At 34.5% G+C, this 26,100-nt stretch carries 11 protein-coding genes; 3 read left to right on the top strand and 8 right to left on the bottom strand.

What is annotated here, in order from left to right; all coding sequences use genetic code 11:
* Position 1: 1 nt before the first annotated feature.
* The 4 genes from OLM58_RS16325 to OLM58_RS16315 all read right to left on the bottom strand — a co-directional run bounded on the left by OLM58_RS16325 (position 2) and on the right by OLM58_RS16315 (position 13,931).
* Positions 2-910 (bottom strand): type IX secretion system membrane protein PorP/SprF, encoded by a 909-nt coding sequence (locus tag OLM58_RS16325; protein WP_264529717.1) that lies wholly within the window; start codon positions 908-910, stop codon positions 2-4.
* 61 nt (positions 911-971) lie between these two features.
* The gene (locus tag OLM58_RS16320) at positions 972-13,346 is read right to left on the bottom strand and encodes a choice-of-anchor L domain-containing protein (RefSeq protein ID WP_264529716.1); all 12,375 of its coding nucleotides are present in this window, start codon (positions 13,344-13,346) and stop codon (positions 972-974) included.
* Positions 13,347-13,602: 256 nt separating this feature from the next.
* A complete protein-coding gene (locus OLM58_RS22155; RefSeq protein WP_165607898.1) occupies positions 13,603-13,704 on the bottom strand; it encodes a hypothetical protein in 102 nt (33 codons plus the stop codon).
* Positions 13,683-13,931 carry a hypothetical protein gene (locus OLM58_RS16315; protein ID WP_070905731.1) on the bottom strand — a complete coding sequence of 83 codons (249 nt, stop codon included), beginning with the start codon at positions 13,929-13,931 and terminating at the stop codon, positions 13,683-13,685. The genes OLM58_RS22155 and OLM58_RS16315 overlap by 22 nt, the downstream gene beginning before the upstream one ends.
* A 225-nt stretch (positions 13,932-14,156) precedes the next feature.
* Between OLM58_RS16315 and OLM58_RS16310 the strand changes: the two genes are divergently transcribed.
* Positions 14,157-14,864: a LytR/AlgR family response regulator transcription factor gene (locus tag OLM58_RS16310; protein ID WP_070905730.1), complete on the top strand. Its 708-nt coding sequence runs from the start codon at positions 14,157-14,159 to the stop codon at positions 14,862-14,864.
* A gap of 47 nt (positions 14,865-14,911) precedes the next feature.
* Here the strand turns inward: OLM58_RS16310 and OLM58_RS16305 are convergent, their stop codons facing one another.
* From OLM58_RS16305 to OLM58_RS16290, 4 genes are all read right to left on the bottom strand, one after another.
* Positions 14,912-16,990, bottom strand: a complete 2,079-nt coding sequence (locus tag OLM58_RS16305; protein ID WP_070905729.1) for a tetratricopeptide repeat protein — start codon at positions 16,988-16,990, stop codon at positions 14,912-14,914.
* 278 nt (positions 16,991-17,268) lie between these two features.
* Positions 17,269-18,822, bottom strand: coding sequence for a cellulase family glycosylhydrolase (locus tag OLM58_RS16300; RefSeq protein WP_089059971.1), 1,554 nt, complete (start codon positions 18,820-18,822; stop codon positions 17,269-17,271).
* Positions 18,809-20,038, bottom strand: a complete 1,230-nt coding sequence (locus tag OLM58_RS16295) for an Ig-like domain-containing protein (protein ID WP_070905728.1) — start codon at positions 20,036-20,038, stop codon at positions 18,809-18,811. Before OLM58_RS16295 ends, OLM58_RS16300 begins: the two co-directional genes overlap by 14 nt.
* Positions 20,038-23,130, bottom strand: coding sequence for a hypothetical protein (locus tag OLM58_RS16290; protein WP_070905727.1), 3,093 nt, complete (start codon positions 23,128-23,130; stop codon positions 20,038-20,040). The genes OLM58_RS16295 and OLM58_RS16290 overlap by 1 nt, the downstream gene beginning before the upstream one ends.
* 541 nt (positions 23,131-23,671) lie before the next feature.
* Here OLM58_RS16290 and OLM58_RS16285 point away from each other — a divergent pair.
* A complete protein-coding gene (locus tag OLM58_RS16285; protein WP_306783668.1) occupies positions 23,672-24,910 on the top strand; it encodes a sugar isomerase in 1,239 nt (412 codons plus the stop codon).
* A 12-nt stretch (positions 24,911-24,922) separates the two neighbouring features.
* Positions 24,923-26,089 (top strand): glycosyltransferase, encoded by a 1,167-nt coding sequence (locus OLM58_RS16280; protein WP_070905725.1) that lies wholly within the window; start codon positions 24,923-24,925, stop codon positions 26,087-26,089.
* Positions 26,090-26,100 lie beyond the last annotated feature (11 nt).

The following is a 26,100-nucleotide window of genomic DNA, read 5'->3' as shown; positions in this document are numbered from 1 at the left end:
ATTAGAAGAATCTAGGTGAAGTTATTCGGCTGTAATTTTTTAAGAATTCAAAACGCAGAAATATCTCATGCGACCCTGAGTTGTAGTTTACTAATCGGGTTGTTTCGCGATCATAGGAATACCCTAAATACATGCTATCGGTTATCTGAAATCCTGCCAAAGCACTAAAAGAGGCGCTCCATCTGTAAGCTACTCCGACCACAAATTTATCGTTGAACATAAAATTTGCCGATGCGTCTACTTGTAATGGTGAACCTTCTACCATTTTAGTCATTAAAGCCGGCTTGAATTTTATCGTTTCATAACGATTTAGATTAAATACATAACCCGCTATGAAATAATAGTTAATACGGTCTTTATAGATGGAATAATCGTTATCGTCAAAGCGGGTAGTTTGAATAAAATTAGGAACGGATAATCCCACATAAGCTTTATCCGTATGCCAGTAAACTCCGGCTCCGATATTTGGAGCGAATTTATTCTGAAAATCCTGAAACTGGGTATCTCCCTGATGTTCCGGGTTTAACTTTGTAGGATCCAGCTTAAATATATTGGCAGAACCTTTAATACCAAAAGAAAGTTTAGCGGTTGCTGATGTTTGTATGGAGTAAGAGAAATCAGCTGATATATTGTTTTCATTTGTTGGTCCGATTTTATCATTGACTAACGATACTCCTAATCCTACATTATTGTTTATTGGTGTGTTTAACGAAAAACTGCTGGTTTCGGGTGCTCCATCCAATCCAACCCACTGGGTGCGATACAATCCGAAAATACTCATAGCTCCGCGAGAACCGGCATAAGCGGGATTTATATTGATGGTATTATACATGTATTGTGTAAACTGCGCATCTTGCTGGGCAAAACCTGCGGTAGAACAAAACAATAAAACTAAAACTAATTTTTTCATTTATTTTATTTTTAAAGAATGGCTTAGCCTATTGACTAAGCCATTTTATTAGTACAGAATATTATTTGGTCAGGTATAAATACCCCGCCTCCTGATGTGGATTGGATTGGTTGTCTTTGTATTTAATGATATAATAATAAGTTCCTTCCGGTAATCCATCTGAATCTTTGATTGTAACACGTCCTTCAGAAATACCTCTAAAAACAATATCATTATTATTGTAATGATCACGATCAAAAACCAAAACTCCCCAACGGTTAAAAATCTGAACCGTATTATCAGGATAACATTCTAATCCCTGAATATAAAATCTCTCGTTCTTGCTGTCTCCATTTATAGAAACCGCGTTGAATACTTTAATTACACAACCTTGTAGCGATAATACTGTTGGTTTATCTCCCTCTACACTACTATCATCTGATTTGTCTTTTACGACAATATGATCAGGACTTGTTCCAAAAACTTCGGCTTGATTCGATATACTTCCTGCATTAATATCGGCTTGTAGGATCGAATAAGTTCCTGTAAAAGAAGTGTTATCCTCTTCTCCTACCCCTAAATTTATTGGGCCTCCGGTCATGGTAATTCCAGTTAACGGATCTACTATATAAACATTAGTCAACGCTACATTTCCTGTATTGGTTACGGTGAAATTATACGTAATAGTCTCCCCTACTTTTGCATTACTGTCACCATTTTCATCATTGAAATGTGCCGTTTTCACTAAAGCAATACTTGGTTTAGATACTGGTATCATAACACTAACCACAACAGTACTAGATACTGTACTACAGTTAGATGGATTCGTTATTTCACATATTTTATATTCCACTGTATAGTTTCCTGCCGCAGTATTTGGAGCTACAGTTACAGTACCATCTGCATTCAAAGTTAATCCTGCAGGAACAGTTACTGACGTCAAACTTACTTGACCCGGATTTGTACCTATAACTACTGGATTACCATTTAAAGTATCATTTGATGTCAAAGAAGTACTATTACCTCCCGTATTTCCATTAATTGATGCTGTAGTCTCTGTCAATGCAACAATTGCTGCTGCACTTACCACAACAGTACTAGATACTGTACTACAGTTAGATGGATTCGTTATTTCACATATTTTATATTCCACTGTATAGTTTCCTGCCGCAGTATTTGGAGCTACAGTTACAGTACCATCTGCATTCAAAGTTAATCCTGCAGGAACAGTTACTGACGTCAAACTTACTTGACCCGGATTTGTACCTATAACTACTGGATTACCATTTAAAGTATCATTTGATGTCAAAGAAGTACTATTACCTCCCGTATTTCCATTAATTGATGCTGTAGTCTCTGTCAATGCAACAATTGCTGCTGCACTTACCACAACAGTACTAGATACTGTACTACAGTTAGATGGATTCGTTATTTCACATATTTTATATTCCACTGTATAGTTTCCTGCCGCAGTATTTGGAGCTACAGTTACAGTACCATCTGCATTCAAAGTTAATCCTGCAGGAACAGTTACTGACGTCAAACTTACTTGACCCGGATTTGTACCTATAACTACTGGATTACCATTTAAAGTATCATTTGATGTCAAAGAAGTACTATTACCTCCCGTATTTCCATTAATTGATGCTGTAGTCTCTGTCAATGCAACAATTGCTGCTGCACTTACCACAACAGTACTAGATACTGTACTACAGTTAGATGGATTCGTTATTTCACATATTTTATATTCCACTGTATAGTTTCCTGCCGCAGTATTTGGAGCTACAGTTACAGTACCATCTGCATTCAAAGTTAATCCTGCAGGAACAGTTACTGACGTCAAACTTACTTGACCCGGATTTGTACCTATAACTACTGGATTACCATTTAAAGTATCATTTGATGTCAAAGAAGTACTATTACCTCCCGTATTTCCATTAATTGATGCTGTAGTCTCTGTCAATGCAACAATTGCTGCTGCACTTACCACAACAGTACTAGATACTGTACTACAGTTAGATGGATTCGTTATTTCACATATTTTATATTCCACTGTATAGTTTCCTGCCGCAGTATTTGGAGCTACAGTTACAGTACCATCTGCATTCAAAGTTAATCCTGCAGGAACAGTTACTGACGTCAAACTTACTTGACCCGGATTTGTACCTATAACTACTGGATTACCATTTAAAGTATCATTTGATGTCAAAGAAGTACTATTACCTCCCGTATTTCCATTAATTGATGCTGTAGTCTCTGTCAATGCAACAATTGCTGCTGCACTTACCACAACAGTACTAGATACTGTACTACAGTTAGATGGATTCGTTATTTCACATATTTTATACTCCACTGTATAGTTTCCTGCCGCAGTATTTGGAGCTACAGTTACAGTACCATCTGCATTCAAAGTTAATCCTGCAGGAACAGTTACTGACGTCAAACTTACTTGACCCGGATTTGTACCTATAACTACTGGATTACCATTTAAAGTATCATTTGATGTCAAAGAAGTACTATTACCTCCCGTATTTCCATTAATTGATGCTGTAGTCTCTGTCAATGCAACAATTGCTGCTGCACTTACCACAACAGTACTAGATACTGTACTACAGTTAGATGGATTCGTTATTTCACATATTTTATATTCCACTGTATAGTTTCCTGCCGCAGTATTTGGAGCTACAGTTACAGTACCATCTGCATTCAAAGTTAATCCTGCAGGAACAGTTACTGACGTCAAACTTACTTGACCCGGATTTGTACCTATAACTACTGGATTACCATTTAAAGTATCATTTGATGTCAAAGAAGTACTATTACCTCCCGTATTTCCATTAATTGATGCTGTAGTCTCTGTCAATGCAACAATTGCTGCTGCACTTACCACAACAGTACTAGATACTGTACTACAGTTAGATGGATTCGTTATTTCACATATTTTATACTCCACTGTATAGTTTCCTGCCGCAGTATTTGGAGCTACAGTTACAGTACCATCTGCATTCAAAGTTAATCCTGCAGGAACAGTTACTGACGTCAAACTTACTTGACCCGGATTTGTACCTATAACTACTGGATTACCATTTAAAGTATCATTTGATGTCAAAGAAGTACTATTACCTCCCGTATTTCCATTAATTGATGCTGTAGTCTCTGTCAATGCAACAATTGCTGCTGCACTTACCACAACAGTACTAGATACTGTACTACAGTTAGATGGATTCGTTATTTCACATATTTTATATTCCACTGTATAGTTTCCTGCCGCAGTATTTGGAGCTACAGTTACAGTACCATCTGCATTCAAAGTTAATCCTGCAGGAACAGTTACTGACGTCAAACTTACTTGACCCGGATTTGTACCTATAACTACTGGATTACCATTTAAAGTATCATTTGATGTCAAAGAAGTACTATTACCTCCCGTATTTCCATTAATTGATGCTGTAGTCTCTGTCAATGCAACAATTGCTGCTGCACTTACCACAACAGTACTAGATACTGTACTACAGTTAGATGGATTCGTTATTTCACATATTTTATATTCCACTGTATAGTTTCCTGCCGCAGTATTTGGAGCTACAGTTACAGTACCATCTGCATTCAAAGTTAATCCTGCAGGAACAGTTACTGACGTCAAACTTACTTGACCCGGATTTGTACCTATAACTACTGGATTACCATTTAAAGTATCATTTGATGTCAAAGAAGTACTATTACCTCCCGTATTTCCATTAATTGATGCTGTAGTCTCTGTCAATGCAACAATTGCTGCTGCACTTACCACAACAGTACTAGATACTGTACTACAGTTAGATGGATTCGTTATTTCACATATTTTATACTCCACTGTATAGTTTCCTGCCGCAGTATTTGGAGCTACAGTTACAGTACCATCTGCATTCAAAGTTAATCCTGCAGGAACAGTTACTGACGTCAAACTTACTTGACCCGGATTTGTACCTATAACTACTGGATTACCATTTAAAGTATCATTTGATGTCAAAGAAGTACTATTACCTCCCGTATTTCCATTAATTGATGCTGTAGTCTCTGTCAATGCAACAATTGCTGCTGCACTTACCACAACAGTACTAGATACTGTACTACAGTTAGATGGATTCGTTATTTCACATATTTTATACTCCACTGTATAGTTTCCTGCCGCAGTATTTGGAGCTACAGTTACAGTACCATCTGCATTCAAAGTTAATCCTGCAGGAACAGTTACTGACGTCAAACTTACTTGACCCGGATTTGTACCTATAACTACTGGATTACCATTTAAAGTATCATTTGATGTCAAAGAAGTACTATTACCTCCCGTATTTCCATTAATTGATGCTGTAGTCTCTGTCAATGCAACAATTGCTGCTGCACTTACCACAACAGTACTAGATACTGTACTACAGTTAGATGGATTCGTTATTTCACATATTTTATACTCCACTGTATAGTTTCCTGCCGCAGTATTTGGAGCTACAGTTACAGTACCATCTGCATTCAAAGTTAATCCTGCAGGAACAGTTACTGACGTCAAACTTACTTGACCCGGATTTGTACCTATAACTACTGGATTACCATTTAAAGTATCATTTGATGTCAAAGAAGTACTATTACCTCCCGTATTTCCATTAATTGATGCTGTAGTCTCTGTCAATGCAACAATTGCTGCTGCACTTACCACAACAGTACTAGATACTGTACTACAGTTAGATGGATTCGTTATTTCACATATTTTATACTCCACTGTATAGTTTCCTGCCGCAGTATTTGGAGCTACAGTTACAGTACCATCTGCATTCAAAGTTAATCCTGCAGGAACAGTTACTGACGTCAAACTTACTTGACCCGGATTTGTACCTATAACTACTGGATTACCATTTAAAGTATCATTTGATGTCAAAGAAGTACTATTACCTCCCGTATTTCCATTAATTGATGCTGTAGTCTCTGTCAATGCAACAATTGCTGCTGCACTTACCACAACAGTACTAGATACTGTACTACAGTTAGATGGATTCGTTATTTCACATATTTTATATTCCACTGTATAGTTTCCTGCCGCAGTATTTGGAGCTACAGTTACAGTACCATCTGCATTCAAAGTTAATCCTGCAGGAACAGTTACTGACGTCAAACTTACTTGACCCGGATTTGTACCTATAACTACTGGATTACCATTTAAAGTATCATTTGATGTCAAAGAAGTACTATTACCTCCCGTATTTCCATTAATTGATGCTGTAGTCTCTGTCAATGCAACAATTGCTGCTGCACTTACCACAACAGTACTAGATACTGTACTACAGTTAGATGGATTCGTTATTTCACATATTTTATATTCCACTGTATAGTTTCCTGCCGCAGTATTTGGAGCTACAGTTACAGTACCATCTGCATTCAAAGTTAATCCTGCAGGAACAGTTACTGACGTCAAACTTACTTGACCCGGATTTGTACCTATAACTACTGGATTACCATTTAAAGTATCATTTGATGTCAAAGAAGTACTATTACCTCCCGTATTTCCATTAATTGATGCTGTAGTCTCTGTCAATGCAACAATTGCTGCTGCACTTACCACAACAGTACTAGATACTGTACTACAGTTAGATGGATTCGTTATTTCACATATTTTATACTCCACTGTATAGTTTCCTGCCGCAGTATTTGGAGCTACAGTTACAGTACCATCTGCATTCAAAGTTAATCCTGCAGGAACAGTTACTGACGTCAAACTTACTTGACCCGGATTTGTACCTATAACTACTGGATTACCATTTAAAGTATCATTTGATGTCAAAGAAGTACTATTACCTCCCGTATTTCCATTAATTGATGCTGTAGTCTCTGTCAATGCAACAATTGCTGCTGCACTTACCACAACAGTACTAGATACTGTACTACAGTTAGATGGATTCGTTATTTCACATATTTTATATTCCACTGTATAGTTTCCTGCCGCAGTATTTGGAGCTACAGTTACAGTACCATCTGCATTCAAAGTTAATCCTGCAGGAACAGTTACTGACGTCAAACTTACTTGACCCGGATTTGTACCTATAACTACTGGATTACCATTTAAAGTATCATTTGATGTCAAAGAAGTACTATTACCTCCCGTATTTCCATTAATTGATGCTGTAGTCTCTGTCAATGCAACAATTGCTGCTGCACTTACCACAACAGTACTAGATACTGTACTACAGTTAGATGGATTCGTTATTTCACATATTTTATACTCCACTGTATAGTTTCCTGCCGCAGTATTTGGAGCTACAGTTACAGTACCATCTGCATTCAAAGTTAATCCTGCAGGAACAGTTACTGACGTCAAACTTACTTGACCCGGATTTGTACCTATAACTACTGGATTACCATTTAAAGTATCATTTGATGTCAAAGAAGTACTATTACCTCCCGTATTTCCATTAATTGATGCTGTAGTCTCTGTCAATGCAACAATTGCTGCTGCACTTACCACAACAGTACTAGATACTGTACTACAGTTAGATGGATTCGTTATTTCACATATTTTATATTCCACTGTATAGTTTCCTGCCGCAGTATTTGGAGCTACAGTTACAGTACCATCTGCATTCAAAGTTAATCCTGCAGGAACAGTTACTGACGTCAAACTTACTTGACCCGGATTTGTACCTATAACTACTGGATTACCATTTAAAGTATCATTTGATGTCAAAGAAGTACTATTACCTCCCGTATTTCCATTAATTGATGCTGTAGTCTCTGTCAATGCAACAATTGCTGCTGCACTTACCACAACAGTACTAGATACTGTACTACAGTTAGATGGATTCGTTATTTCACATATTTTATATTCCACTGTATAGTTTCCTGCCGCAGTATTTGGAGCTACAGTTACAGTACCATCTGCATTCAAAGTTAATCCTGCAGGAACAGTTACTGACGTCAAACTTACTTGACCCGGATTTGTACCTATAACTACTGGATTACCATTTAAAGTATCATTTGATGTCAAAGAAGTACTATTACCTCCCGTATTTCCATTAATTGATGCTGTAGTCTCTGTCAATGCAACAATTGCTGCTGCACTTACCACAACAGTACTAGATACTGTACTACAGTTAGATGGATTCGTTATTTCACATATTTTATACTCCACTGTATAGTTTCCTGCCGCAGTATTTGGAGCTACAGTTACAGTACCATCTGCATTCAAAGTTAATCCTGCAGGAACAGTTACTGACGTCAAACTTACTTGACCCGGATTTGTACCTATAACTACTGGATTACCATTTAAAGTATCATTTGATGTCAAAGAAGTACTATTACCTCCCGTATTTCCATTAATTGATGCTGTAGTCTCTGTCAATGCAACAATTGCTGCTGCACTTACCACAACAGTACTAGATACTGTACTACAGTTAGATGGATTCGTTATTTCACATATTTTATACTCCACTGTATAGTTTCCTGCCGCAGTATTTGGAGCTACAGTTACAGTACCATCTGCATTCAAAGTTAATCCTGCAGGAACAGTTACTGACGTCAAACTTACTTGACCCGGATTTGTACCTATAACTACTGGATTACCATTTAAAGTATCATTTGATGTCAAAGAAGTACTATTACCTCCCGTATTTCCATTAATTGATGCTGTAGTCTCTGTCAATGCAACAATTGCTGCTGCACTTACCACAACAGTACTAGATACTGTACTACAGTTAGATGGATTCGTTATTTCACATATTTTATACTCCACTGTATAGTTTCCTGCCGCAGTATTTGGAGCTACAGTTACAGTACCATCTGCATTCAAAGTTAATCCTGCAGGAACAGTTACTGACGTCAAACTTACTTGACCCGGATTTGTACCTATAACTACTGGATTACCATTTAAAGTATCATTTGATGTCAAAGAAGTACTATTACCTCCCGTATTTCCATTAATTGATGCTGTAGTCTCTGTCAATGCAACAATTGCTGCTGCACTTACCACAACAGTACTAGATACTGTACTACAGTTAGATGGATTCGTTATTTCACATATTTTATACTCCACTGTATAGTTTCCTGCCGCAGTATTTGGAGCTACAGTTACAGTACCATCTGCATTCAAAGTTAATCCTGCAGGAACAGTTACTGACGTCAAACTTACTTGACCCGGATTTGTACCTATAACTACTGGATTACCATTTAAAGTATCATTTGATGTCAAAGAAGTACTATTACCTCCCGTATTTCCATTAATTGATGCTGTAGTCTCTGTCAATGCACATAAATAATTATTAATAATTACTTCTATTGATCCAGACGAACACCCATTAACAGTTACTGTATAATTAAAAGTTGACCCTGCCAGTAATCCTGAAATAGTTGTAGAAGATGTACTTCCATTAATATTACCTGGGTTTATTGTCCAATTTCCTACAGGTAAATCATTCAAAACTACACTACCTGTTACGACTACACAAGTAGGTTGCATAATCGTACCTAATGTTGGTGTTGTTGGAATGACATTAACAGTAAATGTAGCGTCTGATGTTGTCGCTGCACAAGAGCCATTGGCTGCAACAGTATAACGAACTGTTACCGAGGTATCAGAAGAAACATCTGCCGGTGTATAAGTAGTTCCTGAAATCGTTCCCCCTCCTGAAACAACTGACCAGGTACCACCTGCTGGTGTAGCTGATAAGGATTTAGTACTGTTCTCACAAATAGCTGTAGTGCTTGTTGTATTAGTTGCTGTTCCTGAAAATACATTAACAGTAAATGTAGTGTCTGATGTTGTCGCTGCACAAGAGCCATTGGCTGCAACAGTATAACGAACTGTTACCGAGGTATCAGAAGAAACATCTGCCGGTGTATAAGTAGTTCCTGAAATCGTTCCCCCTCCTGAAACAACTGACCAGGTACCACCTGCTGGTGTAGCTGATAAGGATTTAGTACTGTTCTCACAAATAGCTGTAGTGCTTGTTGTATTAGTTGCTGTTCCTGAAAATACATTAACAGTAAATGTAGTGTCTGATGTTGTCGCTGCACAAGAGCCATTGGCTGCAACAGTATAACGAACTGTTACCGAGGTATCAGAAGAAACATCTGCCGGTGTATAAGTAGTTCCTGAAATCGTTCCCCCTCCTGAAACAACTGACCAGGTACCACCTGCTGGTGTAGCTGATAAGGATTTGGTACTGTTCTCACAAATAGCTGTAGTGCTTGTTGTATTAGTTGCTGTTCCTGAAAATACATTAACAGTAAATGTAGTGTCTGATGTTGTCGCTGCACAAGAGCCATTGGCTGCAACAGTATAACGAACTGTTACCGAAGTATCAGAAGAAACATCTGCCGGTGTATAAGTAGTTCCTGAAATCGTTCCACCTCCTGAAACAACTGACCAGGTACCACCTGCTGGTGTAGCTGATAAGGATTTGGTACTGTTCTCACAAATAGCTGTAGTGCTTGTTGTATTAGTTGCTGTTCCTGAAAATACATTAACAGTAAATGTAGTGTCTGATGTTGTCGCTGCACAAGAGCCATTGGCTGCAACAGTATAACGAACTGTTACCGAAGTATCAGAAGAAACATCTGCCGGTGTATAAGTAGTTCCTGAAATCGTCCCTCCTCCTGAAACAACTGACCAGGTACCACCTGCTGGTGTAGCTGATAAGGATTTGGTACTGTTCTCACAAATAGCTGCAGTACTTGTTGTATTAGTTGCTGTTCCTGAAAATACATTAACAGTAAATGTAGTGTCTGATGTTGTCGCTGCACAAGAGCCATTGGCTGCAACAGTATAACGAACTGTTACCGAAGTATCAGAAGAAACATCTGCCGGTGTATAAGTAGTTCCTGAAATCGTCCCTCCTCCTGAAACAACTGACCAGGTACCACCTGCTGGTGTAGCTGATAAGGATTTGGTACTGTTCTCACAAATAGCTGTAGTGCTTGTTGTATTAGTTGCTGTTCCTGAAAATACATTAACAGTAAATGTAGTGTCTGATGTTGTCGCTGCACAAGAGCCATTGGCTGCAACAGTATAACGAACTGTTACCGAGGTATCAGAAGAAACATCTGCCGGTGTATAAGTAGTTCCTGAAATCGTTCCCCCTCCTGAAACAACTGACCAGGTACCACCTGCTGGTGTAGCTGATAAGGATTTGGTACTGTTCTCACAAATAGCTGTAGTGCTTGTTGTATTAGTTGCTGTTCCTGAAAATACATTAACAGTAAATGTAGTGTCTGATGTTGTCGCTGCACAAGAGCCATTGGCTGCAACAGTATAACGAACTGTTACCGAGGTATCAGAAGAAACATCTGCCGGTGTATAAGTAGTTCCTGAAATCGTTCCCCCTCCTGAAACAACTGACCAGGTACCACCTGCTGGTGTAGCTGATAAGGATTTGGTACTGTTCTCACAAATAGCTGTAGTGCTTGTTGTATTAGTTGCTGTTCCTGAAAATACATTAACAGTAAATGTAGTGTCTGATGTTGTCGCTGCACAAGAGCCATTGGCTGCAACAGTATAACGAACTGTTACCGAAGTATCAGAAGAAACATCTGCCGGTGTATAAGTAGTTCCTGAAATCGTTCCCCCCCCTGAAACAACTGACCAGGTACCACCTGCTGGTGTAGCTGATAAGGATTTGGTACTGTTCTCACAAATAGCTGTAGTGCTTGTTGTATTAGTTGCTGTTCCTGAAAATACATTAACAGTAAATGTAGTGTCTGATGTTGTCGCTGCACAAGAGCCATTGGCTGCAACAGTATAACGAACTGTTACCGAAGTATCAGAAGAAACATCTGCCGGTGTATAAGTAGTTCCTGAAATCGTTCCCCCTCCTGAAACAACTGACCAGGTACCACCTGCTGGTGTAGCTGATAAGGATTTGGTACTGTTCTCACAAATAGCTGCAGTACTTGTTGTATTTGTTGCTGTTCCTGAAAATACATTAACAGTAAATGTAACGTCTGATGTTGTCGCTGGACAGGATCCATTGGCTGCAACAGTATAACGAACTGTTACCGAAGTATCAGAAGAAACATCTGCCGGTGTATAAGTAGTTCCTGAAATCGTCCCTCCTCCTGAAACAACTGACCAGGTACCACCTGCTGGTGTAGCTGATAAGGATTTAGTACTGTTCTCGCAAATAGCTGCAGTGCTTGTTGTATTAGTTGCTACAACAGCAGCTGTGGGGACTGGGGTTACAGAAGAAGAATTATTTGTTCCATTTATATCAATAATATCTGCCGATGCTATACTTGCAGTGTTTAAATAAACACCCGACGGCTTTACTGTAGCAACTATCGACAAAGTCGGTGTAGCTCCAATATTTAACAACCCAACATCCCAAACACCATTGATTGAATTATAAGTTCCAACAGACGGCGTAGCAGATACAAATGTATATCCCGAAGGTAGTAAATCTGTAACTTTTGTATTTGTTGAGTTACTAGGTCCAGCATTACTAGCTGTTAATGTAAATGTAACACCACACCCAACTTGCGGAGACATGCTGCTTGTTGCTTTTGTTACACCTAAATCTGCATTTGTTATACCTTCAATTAAATCAACAAAAACACCTGAATCTAATGATGAATCACCAGCATCTGCAATAACAATTTTAAAAGTATAAGTTGCTCCAGGAGTTAAACCTGTTACGTTCCTAGTTATCAATTTTGTTAAACCATTAAGTTCTACAAAAACTGGAAAAGGACCTGGTTGAGGTTGAGGATTTGTAATATATCTACCTCCTGAAATCGTAGTTGTGTGTCCATTATTAGTATACAAAGCAGATTGCGTACCATCATAAGCCGCTACAGGTGGAAAACCACTAAAACCAGGAACTCCCGAATTCACCTTATTAATTGATGTTGCATTTCCATTTGGCAATGTTGCCATATTTAATGTACCCGCAATGCCAGGGCCAGTAATAAAAAAACCAAAGGCATCGTCAAAACTTGATCCTACATAATCAGGATATTCCTCAGAACCAAATTGATATCCAATTTTAAGACCAGAAACAGTAGGCCCCAATGTAATTGTAAACGAGTAAGAAATCAAATCTCGCGTAGCTGTTGCGTCTATTGTTGATAAATTAGGATCTGAAAGAGTAGTTGCACCTGCTGGATTATAAGAACTTTGATTAGCTGTGTTTCTATTTGTTAACTCAAATGGTGCATTTCCAGTAGAAAAATAAGCTCCACTTGTTAACCCCAGTCCTGCTCCCGCAACTCCATTTGTAAATGTAGCAACTTGATTAGACCTTACAGTCGAAATAGCTGCAGCGCCACTCAAAGTCCCCCCAGTGATAACGATTCCTGGACCATTAAGTGCTGAATTAATTTGAGAATTAGTTGGATTTGTAAGTATAGTAGCCTGCGAATACAAAAAGAAAGAATTGAGTAGAAAAAAAATAAATAGTGCTCTCCTTATCTCATCAAAGGGTGATAGTAATTTTTTACACATAAAAATTAGTTTAAACTTTGTTGCGAAAATATAAAATTAAAACTACATTTCATTATTGTAAGCTGATTTCTATTAATTTAAATATAAATTTTATCACTCAAACTGAAAAAAGGTTTTGTCACATCTATAAAAATAAAATATAACTATTAAAATAATTTGTAAACCAAAACTGAATATACAAACAAAAAACGGAGAAAAAATTAAACTACATTTTTACAATCAGTTAGTTTATTAAATTCTTCAATTGTTTTAAAGTTCAAAGCCGAATGCCTTCTTTTTTATTGTACCAAATTTCGATGTATTCAAAAACTTCAAGTCCCATCTGTTCTCTAGAAATTAATTTACTGCCGCAAAACAATTCGTTTTTAAAGATTTGAAAAAACTTTCAGCAACCGCATTATCCCAGCCTTCTCTTTTACGGCCCATACTTCTTGTGCTATTTTTATAGAAGTCAAATACATCAGCATTTTTTTTTATTTGCATATTGGATTCCTCGGTCAGAATTTGCATATTGATGTAATATAAAAATAATTTTACTCGATTTAAAAAAGTACAGCTTCCTGTAACTATAATCAAATAGAGCATTTAATTGTCATTTTGGGGAAACTTTCTAAAAAAAATCTTTTATTAACAATTCCTTTTGGAATAATAAAAAAATTAAAATATAAAATTTCCATGTTAGGTCTTAAAAAAAGTTATTATCTTGCTAATGCATAAGAAAATTAAAAAAAAATAGTTCTACGCTGCAATTTGGGTTTGTGATAACTTTTAATCCTCCGAAGGGCGTTTATTATAATATCGTCTTAAACTATGAACTGCATTATTATTGATGACGAAGAAATGGCAAGGGCCATCATGGGAAAAATGATTGAGAGTACCTCCCAGTTAAACGTGTTACAAGAGTTCTCAAATGCTATAAATGCCATAAAGTATCTTAATCAGAATGAGGTCGATTTGATTTTTCTGGATATCCATATGCCTGATTTTACCGGTTTCGATTTTATTCAAACAATTAAAAATCCTCCCAAAATTATACTGGTAACTTCTGATAAAAATTTTGCTATCGAAGCTTTTGAATACGAATGTATTATTGATTATTTAGTGAAACCTATTACAGAAGATCGTTTTCAAAAAGCAATTCAAAAAGCGAATACGACACCATCATCTGAAAAAAAAAATATTAATAAAGGAATAAATGAAGATAATATAAACGAATTTTATATTAATATTGATCGTCGTTTTATCAAAATTGAATTTGCTTTAGTAAATATTGTAGAAGCCAAGGGAGATTATATTCATATCAAGACGGAAAACAAAAACTATGTGGTTCACTCCACACTTAAAAAAATTGAAGACAAATTACCTAAAGATTTGTTTTTGAAAGTACATCGTTCCTTTATCATCAACACAAAAAAAATTATTGACATTGAAGACAACAGTGTCTTAGTCGGTAAGGATGTTATTCCTGTAAGTCGTGCCAATCGACCAGATTTGATGAAGCGTTTGAATTTATTATAGCTTTTAAATAAAAATAGTACTACTTGTTTATTAATAGTTAAAAGGTTTTACTCCTTGTCTTTTTTGACTTTGAATAAGGGTTTAGATGTCAACATCCATCTAAGACGCAAACCTACTTCTGTATATTGAAATCCAGCAGCCGTAGCAGACGCAATATTACTTTTAACACCATAAAAATTAACCAAAAAACGATCCGAAAATTTATAACCAAATTTAGCTTGCACCCGATAAGTCGATTGCTTGGCATCATTTTCAATGTATTGAAATCCTGTTGCGGCACTTAGTGTGTAAAAGATAGTATTGCTTTCAGTCGACCTTTCATCTTTCAAAAAATCAATAAAGATCTCATAAGCATTAAATTTACTTGGACTAAAATAAATTATCGGTACTTGTTTTTGAAATGCAATAAATTGATAGTTAAATCCAGCTTTCAAAATTGGTTTTGATAAAAAATTATAATATAATGAGGTAAATAATAAGTTTCGCTTGTTATTATCACTTTGTGTGCTGTAAAAATATTGTGTAAACCATCCTAATTTGAAGTTAGTGCCAATATTATAATTGAAATAAAAATTATCAGCTGTTATCTCTCTACTTACCAGATCAGCATTGAAGTTCTGTATATCTCGCTTGTAACCCACTTCTAAATCTTGCAATTTTAACGGCTTTATTTTGAAAAACACATCTGCTAATAATTGACTATACCTACTAACGAAAGATTGTGCATTACTAAAACCTAGTAAAACATAAAAATTTATTTTGGGATGAAATTGCCACTGTGCGCCTAACTCAAAGTCATTAGAGGTTGCCGAATTTTTAGTTACTGTATTTTCGGTTTTTCTGTATTGGTACTTTCCTAAAAATGTCCATTTTGTAGATATTGGAAAATTAAAAACTGTATTAGTTGCGTAGGCTTCGTTCTTTCCATTATCAAATGAATAACTTAACTTCTCTTCTACACTTGGTGTAAAATTTTCATTTATTTTTTTTAGAAATCCGACAGCATCTTTTTGGTTTTCAAAAATTTTTAAGGTTATATCAACTGCTTTATAAGCTTTTAATGGTTCGCCATTTGCAAAGTAAGCATTCGATATTCCTAAGTTTCCATCGAATGATTTTGCATCGTTGGCCAATATATTTTGGTAATCTGTAATACTTTCTTTAAAATCACTACGATACATTCCTAAAGTTGCAGAAAGGGCAAATACCCAATTTTCATTGGGATTACCAGTTTGGTATTCCTTAATTTTTATGGCTGCTTCTTTGTACTTTTTATTCCAAATTAATGCCTGAACATATCGCTCTTTTGTTTGATTTTGTAATTTTGCATCCTCAATATGCTGGCTTTTTTTTAATGCTTGTTCAGCTATAGATAAAGCTTCGCTATCTCTTTCAGCGATATGTGCAACCAATGATAATCCATTCAGAGAAAACAAACTGTCCTTTTTTGTTACTGCTAATTCTTGATATATCTTGGTTGCATTTTTTTCATCTTTAGTCATTAAATAAATATTAACTTTATTCATTAATGTTTCCTTGTCTTTTGGAAAATCCTCAAAATTTTCATCTAATAAATAAAGTGCGCTATCATAATCTTCTTGCTGTACAAATTGATTGGCATATCCCATTCGTATGTATTTCTTAGAAACCAAGGCATTTGGATTTTTAGCAGAAACTGCCAAAGCTTTATTTACATATACTAAAGCTTCCTTATATTCTTTCAAATTAGACAAAGTATTTGCATATCCTAACAAAGCCGGAAAACTTTCGGGATACTTTGCTATCAGACCAAGGTAATAAGGTTTTGCATCAGAAAATTTTTTATTCCATAACATGCATTCAGCATAATTCAGTTGGATTTCAAAATCATCGGGATACGTTTTTAGCAGTTCAGAAAAAATCACTGTAGCTTTTTCAGGACTTGAATTTAAACCGACAGCTCTGCCGAAACATAGCTTTGCCGTTTTATTATCTGGATATGTCTTTAAGATTTTGCTGAAAAAAATTTCAGCTTGGGCAAATTCCCCTTTCTCTAAATTGGTAAAACCCTCCTGCATATCTTGTGCTTGAATTGATAATCCAAGGAGAAAGCAAAAAAACAAGACTATTTCCTTTTTAATGTTCATTTTATAACATATAATTTGTAATTAACTGCAAGTTAAGTATAAACATTGATTATTCGTCCACAATAAACTGCATATCAATAAAAAAAAAAAAAAAAAATCTTATAAGCAATGTGTATTTGCGTCAGAAATAAGAAACAAAAGAATAAATTAATTATGGATAACAGATAAAGTAGCAAGATGGCAGATTAAAATCATTTTTTTGATTTTTGTCAGCACTGTTCCAATTACTTCCATAAGTACATTGCTTTTTTCTGTTAGACTTTTGCCTTTTTCTAAAATCAATTATTTATATACAGGAAAGAAGGTTTCTTTTTTCCTTCTGAATCTATAAATCCAAACTGTTTTTGTTTGTTTTTGATCCACGGCCATTTTCCAGCAACTTTATCCGGAACTTCTGGAAAATCATATAAAGTCCAGGACACAAATGCAAGTTTTTTCTTTTTGAATATAGATTGCATCTTTTTATGATAATTGGCCTGAACATTTTTTGAATTACCAAACCAACTCCAAAGTCCACGATTAGATGAAAGCCCAAATTCTTGTACTACCAAAGGCTTCTTGGTTGCTTTTTCTAAAACAGCAAGCTTGTCTTCAAAAAGCGAGCTATCTTCATAATAATGATACGATACAAAATCTACCTTATCTTTTAGTATCTCTCCCGATTCAATATTAGAATATCCAACAGTAACCAAATGATTAGGATCGAATTTTTTGACTGTTACAATCATTTGTTCCAGCCAGGGTTTTACATTTTGTTCCCCATGCAATTGAAAATCTAAATCAGGCTCGTTTTTAATATCCCAAGCAATAATATTTTTACAATCCTTAAAAATAGTTACGATTTTCTCTGCATGGCGATGCGTTAAAGTCCAGCTCTCTGGAGAATAATCTCCATAAAAATCAAATAATGTCACAATTACAGCTAGTTTTTTTTCTTCTGCCAAGTCTAAAACTATTTTTAACTTGTCTAATTTTTCTTGTGGAATCTCTGCTTTGCCAAATTCTTCATAAGGAACAAAAATCCTGATCGTATTGAGTTTTGCTTTCGTAATAATTTCAAAATCAGCAGCTATTGTATCTCTGTTAAATTTATTTCCAAACATATCCCAGGCAGAATTTTTAGGATAATAATTAATCCCTTTTATGATATAGGGAACACCATTTTTTAAAATTTCATTACCTTTTACCGTGTATATCTTTTTATTTAATTCTACAGCAACCAAACTCTTTTCTTTTTGCATCCGAACATAATGCCGAATGCGCCAAAAACCATCTTCCAGCAGCATTAAAACCTTATAATTTGCAGTGTCCCGAACAGAAGCTATAAGCTTATTATCCTGATAGATATTTTGAAATTCAACTACATTTTTATCGGTAAAAACGACTTGTTGTCCGTCTTCGCTATAAAAATCTAAGGATGCATGATGTTCTATTGTTGTACTGCGGATTGAAATTTTTCTGGTCTTATTATAGGAAATAACCTGCTCTAATTGCCTCCTCGTACTTTCTGTAAAATAATCTTCAATTCCATCGTTGATATTGTTTTTGAGAGCATTATTTTTTATTACATAAGAAAACAAATAATGCTCCTCAATTTTCCGAATGGTTTGAGCTTCCATTGTTCTACCTTGATTTTTTAAAGTTTCCCAAGTTACTTTCGGTAAATATGTATTTGAGGTCTCTTTTTCCAGATGCAGCATAGAGCTTCTATCTGCTCCAGAATTTAAGTAACCTAAAATTTCACTAATACCAAATAATACCAAAACATTAATTGCAATAAATGAAATTATTAAAATTGACCGATAATTATTTTTATTGTTAATTACTATCATATTTTTTTTCTTCTACTTTTTCACTGCTTCCTAAGGTTGAAATTTCAAATGAATATTTTTTTTCTTTATAGTATTCAGATGAAATAGTAAAAACGGCATAACCTTTTTCACTATCTTCTTGCAAAGTCGCTATGAGTTGATTATGATGATATACTTTTAGACTCACTTTAATTCCATCTGGAACTAACTGATTCATAAAACTACGCAATGGACCGACTATTATAGTACGATTATCTTTTGAAAATCCAAATTCAATTTTTGGATTGATCGGCATATAGTTAATTGCTATAGAATTACTTTCTGCTATTCCCGCTACATAAGCTTTTACGGTATAAACATCCTGGTGATCAGGATGCAAAATCTGAGCAGTTGCAATTCCGTTTATTGTTGTGCCAAATGATTTTAAAACCATACCGCCAGTGGTAGAAATTATAAATGACACCATCGTTCCGTCGCTTACAACATTACCAAATTTATCTTTAATGATAGTGGTTTTTAAGGTAGTAATTTGATTTCCATCTGCAAATTGATGATTTCTAATAAATGAAATCATAAAATTTGTAGCAATTCCAGCAAAAATTACAGCGTCAAATTCTTTAGTAATTGTGGCATTACATTGAGCAGAAACCAAAACGATTCCAGATTTTGTAGGGGCCTTAATTATTTTCCAAGCAATAAGGTCTTTCGTTTTTACTGTTTGAGTTGTAATTGCATTCAAAAACTGACTTCTAAAAATTACGAGAGTATTTTCAGGTTTTGGATTATCAAAGTCATCAGTAGGAATCGTAACGTACATTACAAAATGATCATCCCCTACTAACGTACTTGGTGGACCTAAATAATTTTCGATATTGGTTTTGGTACCGTTGTTGGGCAAAATTTCAAAATTTCCATGTAGTTTATTTTCTCCGTTTACTGCCAAAAACCAATCAATATGGCCTGCTTTTTCAGCATAAATTCTAGGAAGGATAAAAGTCAATTTATCATTTTTTATCGTACCATCTAAAAGTGTTTTTCCTAAAGAATGAATTAGAAATAACTTCGGTTTATTTGACGAATTTCCCTTAAAATCTAAAATTATTTTGTCACCCGCTATAAAGGTCTTTTGCTGTGTAATTAATACAATAGTACCTGTTTGCTTTTTAGGCATTAAAGTGACTGAGACCAATAATATAGTAAACAAACAAAAACTAAATATAGATATTTTATACTTCATTATCTAGGATTTCCAATGTAATTATTGATTTCAATTTTAATAAACGAATACCCTCTATGTCCTTTAACTTTTTGCATTTGTGCACTTTCTTGTCTGCTATTTCGTACTGGAATTATAACACGTCCAAGATCTTTTGATTTTAAACCATTTACAAAACAATTTTCTGTAGAAGATTTTATGATACAAGGCTTCAAATCCTTAGGCAATTTATACGCAAAATATTGCTTACGCTGAATGCGAACTCCCTCTTTTATAAACTGATGATCAACATAAACTAATTCTTTTCTGTCATTGTAATACGAAATTAAAAGCTCAGGGATGGTTACTTCCTGAATTCCGTAATTGAATAAAGTTCCTTTGATTTGGTTATCATCTATCAGTAAATCTGAAATAGCAACCGAATTATACAAGTCGGTGGTTGCCACATTTCCAGCACTTTGAATATCAAATGTTGTGGGAATATTTTTCAATTCCTTTGGCGTAAATTCATCAGGGTTAAAAGTAGTTGGTTTTACATCAGTTGGCTTTAACCACGCAATATCTTCAAAATTCACCTTAAAACTTGTGACCTCTTTTGGCATTAACTTATGTTTAATAGTATACTTAGCGTTAAATACGGCAATTGATTTATAATCTTTATCATACAAAGTAGCTTTCAAGACCACATCTGCAGGAACATTATCTATATTTTGAACTTCACCAATTACGATATATTGATTATTAATTTTTACCAAACTTGCCGATACAATTTCTAAATCTGGTTGGCGCAACACATCTTCATGATAGGTCTGTTGGGTAGTAATCTCTCGTCTCCCTTGCTTGTAATACGAATTAACATTGTCTGAAATAAATTCGTCCGGAGGAATATCGCTATCTTTTTTATCCCGAATAATAAACCATTTCCCTTTTATTTTCTGAACATCATGTATGTACTTTTTTTCAATAAGTTCTAATGGTGTAACCCATTTGGTTACAGCGCTTACTCGGGCTTTGTCTTTATTTTGCTGGATAATTTTAGTTTCGATAGCATCTAACTTCGCGTAAGAATTAAGAACTCCATCAGAAACAGAAATTTCCAGCATAAACTGAGCCACCGAGTATTCTTTATTAGGAACGACATAAGAGTGTGCCTTATCGTAAAACTTAAAATCTAAAGCATCATAATATGCTTTTACAACATTTTCTGGACTAATCTGCGTAGCATTCTTAATGTAAATTCGATATACTCCAAAACTTATAATTAGAAGTAAAATTACTGTCCAAACGTGTAGAAATTTTACCATCGGTGTTGGAAAATTAGCATAAATAATTCCAAACTTATTGAAAGAAGGTTTTTCTAAAGGCTTTATTTTTAAGGCCTGAAGCCAAATCATCTGAACATTAAGCATAAAAGCCACAAGAATGGTTAACATTGGAATAACTCCCCACATCAATTTCAAATAGATTGGTACATCATCTTTTGGAAGAATTTTAGACAATGGATGCACATTTAGTTTTTCCCATACCATAATACCATTTTCTAATTGTGATAATCGATGCCAACCGCAGAAATAGAGTATTGGATCGTAGAATTTATCGTTAGAAAAAACATATTTCAAATTGTATTTTTCAGGAACAGTTAGAAATTGCTGCAATGAACCAATACCTTCAAGTCCCCTGAATTTGGAGTTTTCCAACCGTTCTACTGCACGAGAAGTCAATTCTGGTAATCTTCTTGCCGAATGGTAATTTCCATCAACCGTCATTGCCTTTGTTTGTGTCGACAAGTAGGCCATCTGATCACCAAAACCTAATGGCAAAAACCTCCAGTGATCGTGCTGATCCTGATTTAAGAAATTGACAATTGGCAAAAAGTTAATTTTTTGTGGCTGAAAGGGTCTAAAATACCCTAAAGTCATAGTAAAAACAGCAAAAAACAAAAAGCAACCGGCAAATAATCCACCTATAATTCTGCGATAAACACTGCCAAATTTTACTTGCAAAGCCGTTCTTAAGTCACCTTCAACTAATCGGTAAACAAACTCACCAAAAAAAGGCAAACTCATTATAGAAGCCCAAAGTGTAAAGCGATCTAAGGTTAGGATATTAAAAGCATTTTTTCCTAAAATTGCTAACGGAATTGGAGTTGTGCCACCAGTTCCTAAAACAGTTAGCAAGGTTAAGGATAACCCGAAAAAAATATACCTTTTACTGTAATATCTATAAAATATATAAGGCAATATAAAAAGTAATATTCCCCAAGGTATTAAGAAGAACATCAACCCGGATGAGGTTACTTCTATAAAATTATCACGACTCCCATGCGGAATAGGAACCTGAGTAATGGGATTGGCTTTAGAATTAATCCAATAAGGCAGTATACAAAATACCAACAGAAAAACGGCACTACCACAGAAAAGAATAATACGTTTTAATAGTGACAGAAATGTTTTGCAGAATATTTTGAAAGTGATTTGCTTAAAGGAATTGACATTTCCACGAGCGGTATCCATTACTATCATTCCGATTAAAGGCAAAACGAAAAACACCATCCCGAATAAAGGTGTAACATGATGCGAACAAACAGTTACAGCCATCAAAGACAGAGATGTGAAGTAATATTTTTTTTTTCCTGTTTTAATAAAAAGATAAATCTCTGGAAGTGCATGCATCAAAACGGAAATTCCAATAATACTGGGTAACTGTCCAAAAATATGCAATGTTTCAATAAAAGAAGAAGAAACAACTGCCAGAATAGCTGAATAACCTGCAACAGCTCGATTTCCACTTATTAAAAGTGAAAATCTAAAAGCTCCTGTAATGAATAAAATAATTCCAACAATAGCCACAGTAAACATACCAAATTTCAAACCTCCAATTAAAGAAAGTAATCCAATGACCTGATGTACTAATGGAGGGTAACTCATCACATTAAAACCCGTATACCAACTATAATTCCAAGGTTCAAACCAACTGTGGGCATAATGATTTCCGAAAAAAATATGAATTAAAGCGTCGTAAGTACTTTCCAAAGTAAAAAAAATAGCGCTGCCATGGAAAGTTAATCCAAAAAGTAAGGCTACTATCAAATATTTATTAGAAGTCTCTCTCAATCGCTTTTATTTTAGATTATTGTTTTGTAAATACATCGATATCGCTCTATAGAAGAAAACAATATAACTGTACAGATATCCTTTCATCAAAAGAAATACTTACAAACATCTAAAATATCAAAAAAAAACATACAAAAGCACCAATATTATATCAGAATAATGATCTAAAGGTAATTATTAACAGAATGAGAACATTTACTGTGATATTATTTTATAAAAATATAATTCAATAAATTATATCAAATAAAGTTGAAGTTTTTTTTTAATAGGTTTTCAAATTGGCTTTAGGTTTAGAAAAAGACAGCATTACATAACCTTGTTTGTTTAAATCTATGTCTTGGCATTGATTTAAATTACAGTTAAATTTCAAAATTACAATTCATAATAAATATGTTGATTTAGTTAATTGTTAAAAAGAGGGAATTTATCCTAATAAATTTCTTTGTTACTCTTGTTAAAATTTTCTTATTTTTATTATATTTGTTTGTAAGAATCAGCCCTTTAAAATATTATTTTTATTATTTATTACAATACACTTGAATTGAATATTAAAACTACATATAGAAAGATCACTGCGGAGAATTTTTTCATGCTTACAATTTTATTTGTAAATGCAGGCAATTATTTGTACAATCTGCTATTAGGAAGAATACTTGGACCTTCTGGATTTGCTGATGCTGCAATCTTAATAACTTTGCTCTTAGTATTATCTTTTATTGGAATTACATTTCAGGTTACTGCTACTAAATATACCGTTTTACTCTCAGTAACTCAATCGCATTTCTTTTTAAAATTTATTTTTAAGTATGCAATGTTATTCGGTGTAATACTAGGATGTATAGTAGCCGTATTCAGTACTCAATTACAGGAAATTTTTAAAACCAAAACCTCATTAATGTTCATTTTGTTTGGTTTGGGACTTCCAATCTATTTTATAATGAGTATTAATAGAGGTTTATACCAGGGAAAAAATGATCTGAGAAATTTGTCAAAAACTTACTACTTTGAGATGTTATGTCGTTTGATTGTGACACTTTTGTTGCTCTACTTTTTACCTCAAATCCAATCTTCTATTATTATCTCACTAGGAATTTTAATTTCTTTTGCCTTTGGTTTGATTCCTTTTCAAAAAATAATTTACTGCAAAAACAACAAAACTCTAAGTAATAATTTAGATAAAAAATCCATTATTACATTTTTTGCTCTAACAGCCTTCTATGAATTAACGCAAATTATCATTAACAATAGTGATATTATGTTGGTTAAACATTATTTTGATAATGAAAAAGCGGGCTTATATGCTTCTTTAGCATTAATAGGCCGGGTTGTATATTTTGTTGCCTGGATGTTTGTAATGCTCCTTTTACCTAAAGTAATACATTTAAAAAAAAAAGGAGAAGATACACTTCCAATTCTGTTAAAATATGTTTTATATATTGTTTGCTTGTCTACTATAATTGTTTTAGGTACACTCTTATTTCCCGAAATTGTAGTGCAATTGATGTTTGGCAAGAAATACCTACCCATTGCTTTCTTGCTTTGGAAATATGCATTGGCTACTTCAATTTTTGCCATTGCAAATATTTTTACTTACTATTTTCTTTCTATAAATAAGTATGTACCTGTTATAATATCAGCCTTTCTGGGGCTTACACAAATAATTCTGATCGTCCTCTATCATAATTCAATCGAACAGATCGTTGTTATGCAAATCATCGCGATGACAGCATTATTATTATTTCAACTGTTTTTTTTCTTTTTTAATAACAATAAAAAGTAACATTTTTAAAACATGAAAGTAGCTCTAGTCACTGCATTTCCACCAAGTAAAGTTACACTAAATGAATATGGTTATCATTTGGTAAAAAACTTTGTTCACAACTCAGAAATAGCCGAATTAATTTTATTATCGGATAAAACACTTGAAGCGAAACAATTAGACTTTGACCAAAAAGAAAAAGTTAAAGTTAAAGAATGTTGGAGATTTAACAGTTACACCACTATTTTTTCTATTCTTAATGCAGTTCGACAAGAACAACCAGATGTAATTTTATTTAATCTTCAGTTTGTAAAATTTGGAGATAAAAAAATACCTTCTGCCTTGGGATTATTGTTACCTATGATTTTGAGATTTTTTGGATATAAAACAGTGGTTTTATTGCACAATATATTAGAACAGGTTGATCTGAAAAAAGCGGGATTCACAGAAAATAAATCCATGCAGAAGATTTATAATTTTATTGGAACTAACATTACCAGATGCATTTTGAAAGCCAATAGAGTTGCTGTAACTATTCATAAATATGTGGATGTTTTAAATGTTAAATACCATAGCCAAAATGTAATACTAATACCACATGGAACATTCGAATCGGTCAAAAATCCAAATTTTGAAATTAAATCCGGACCCAAACAAATTATGGCATTTGGAAAATTTGGAACTTATAAAAAAGTTGAAATTTTAATTGAAGCAGTTGAAATTGTTCGAAAAACAAATCCAGAAAAATTAGAGGTAGTGATTGCTGGAACAAATAGTCCAAACACAGCTGGATATTTAGAGGCGTTACAAGAAAAATATAAAAATGTTGAAGGAATTATTTTTACCGGATATGTTGATGAAAATGATGTAGAAAGAATCTTTACTGATAGTACAATTGTGGTTTTCCCTTATACATCTACTACTGGTAGTTCTGGAGTGTTGCACCAAGCGGGCAGCTATGGCAAAGCAGTTATCATGCCTGACTTGGGCGATTTGGCCTTGCTAATTAAAGATGAAGGGTATAAAGGAGAATTTTTTAATCCCGAAAGTGCAGAATCTTTAGCTGTAGCCATCGAAAAAATTATTTCAAACGATGCCTATAGAAAAGAATTAGCTATTGCGAATTTTCAGGCTGCGAGTGCCCATTCAATGGATAAAATTATAATGATGTATATAGAATGTTTCAAATCAATACAATAAACTTAAATTGA

This window comes from Flavobacterium sp. N502540 (assembly GCF_025947365.1).
Classification (GTDB): Bacteria; Bacteroidota; Bacteroidia; order Flavobacteriales; family Flavobacteriaceae; genus Flavobacterium.
Note: the sequence above shows the minus strand (reverse complement) of the source record. Positions and strands in the feature narration are given on the sequence as shown.

Excerpts from the sequence above, each read along its gene's own strand:
- OLM58_RS16305 (WP_070905729.1), bottom strand. The coding sequence starts at position 16,990 with ATGAACATTAAAAAGGAAATAGTCTTGTTTTTTTGCTTTCTCCTTGGA.
- OLM58_RS16325 (WP_264529717.1), bottom strand. The coding sequence starts at position 910 with ATGAAAAAATTAGTTTTAGTTTTATTGTTTTGTTCTACCGCAGGTTTT.
- OLM58_RS16315 (WP_070905731.1), bottom strand. The coding sequence starts at position 13,931 with ATGCTCTATTTGATTATAGTTACAGGAAGCTGTACTTTTTTAAATCGA.
- OLM58_RS16280 (WP_070905725.1), top strand. The coding sequence starts at position 24,923 with ATGAAAGTAGCTCTAGTCACTGCATTTCCACCAAGTAAAGTTACACTA.
- OLM58_RS16295 (WP_070905728.1), bottom strand. The coding sequence starts at position 20,038 with ATGAAGTATAAAATATCTATATTTAGTTTTTGTTTGTTTACTATATTA.
- OLM58_RS16300 (WP_089059971.1), bottom strand. The coding sequence starts at position 18,822 with ATGATAGTAATTAACAATAAAAATAATTATCGGTCAATTTTAATAATT.
- OLM58_RS16320 (WP_264529716.1), bottom strand. The coding sequence starts at position 13,346 with ATGTGTAAAAAATTACTATCACCCTTTGATGAGATAAGGAGAGCACTA.
- OLM58_RS16310 (WP_070905730.1), top strand. The coding sequence starts at position 14,157 with ATGAACTGCATTATTATTGATGACGAAGAAATGGCAAGGGCCATCATG.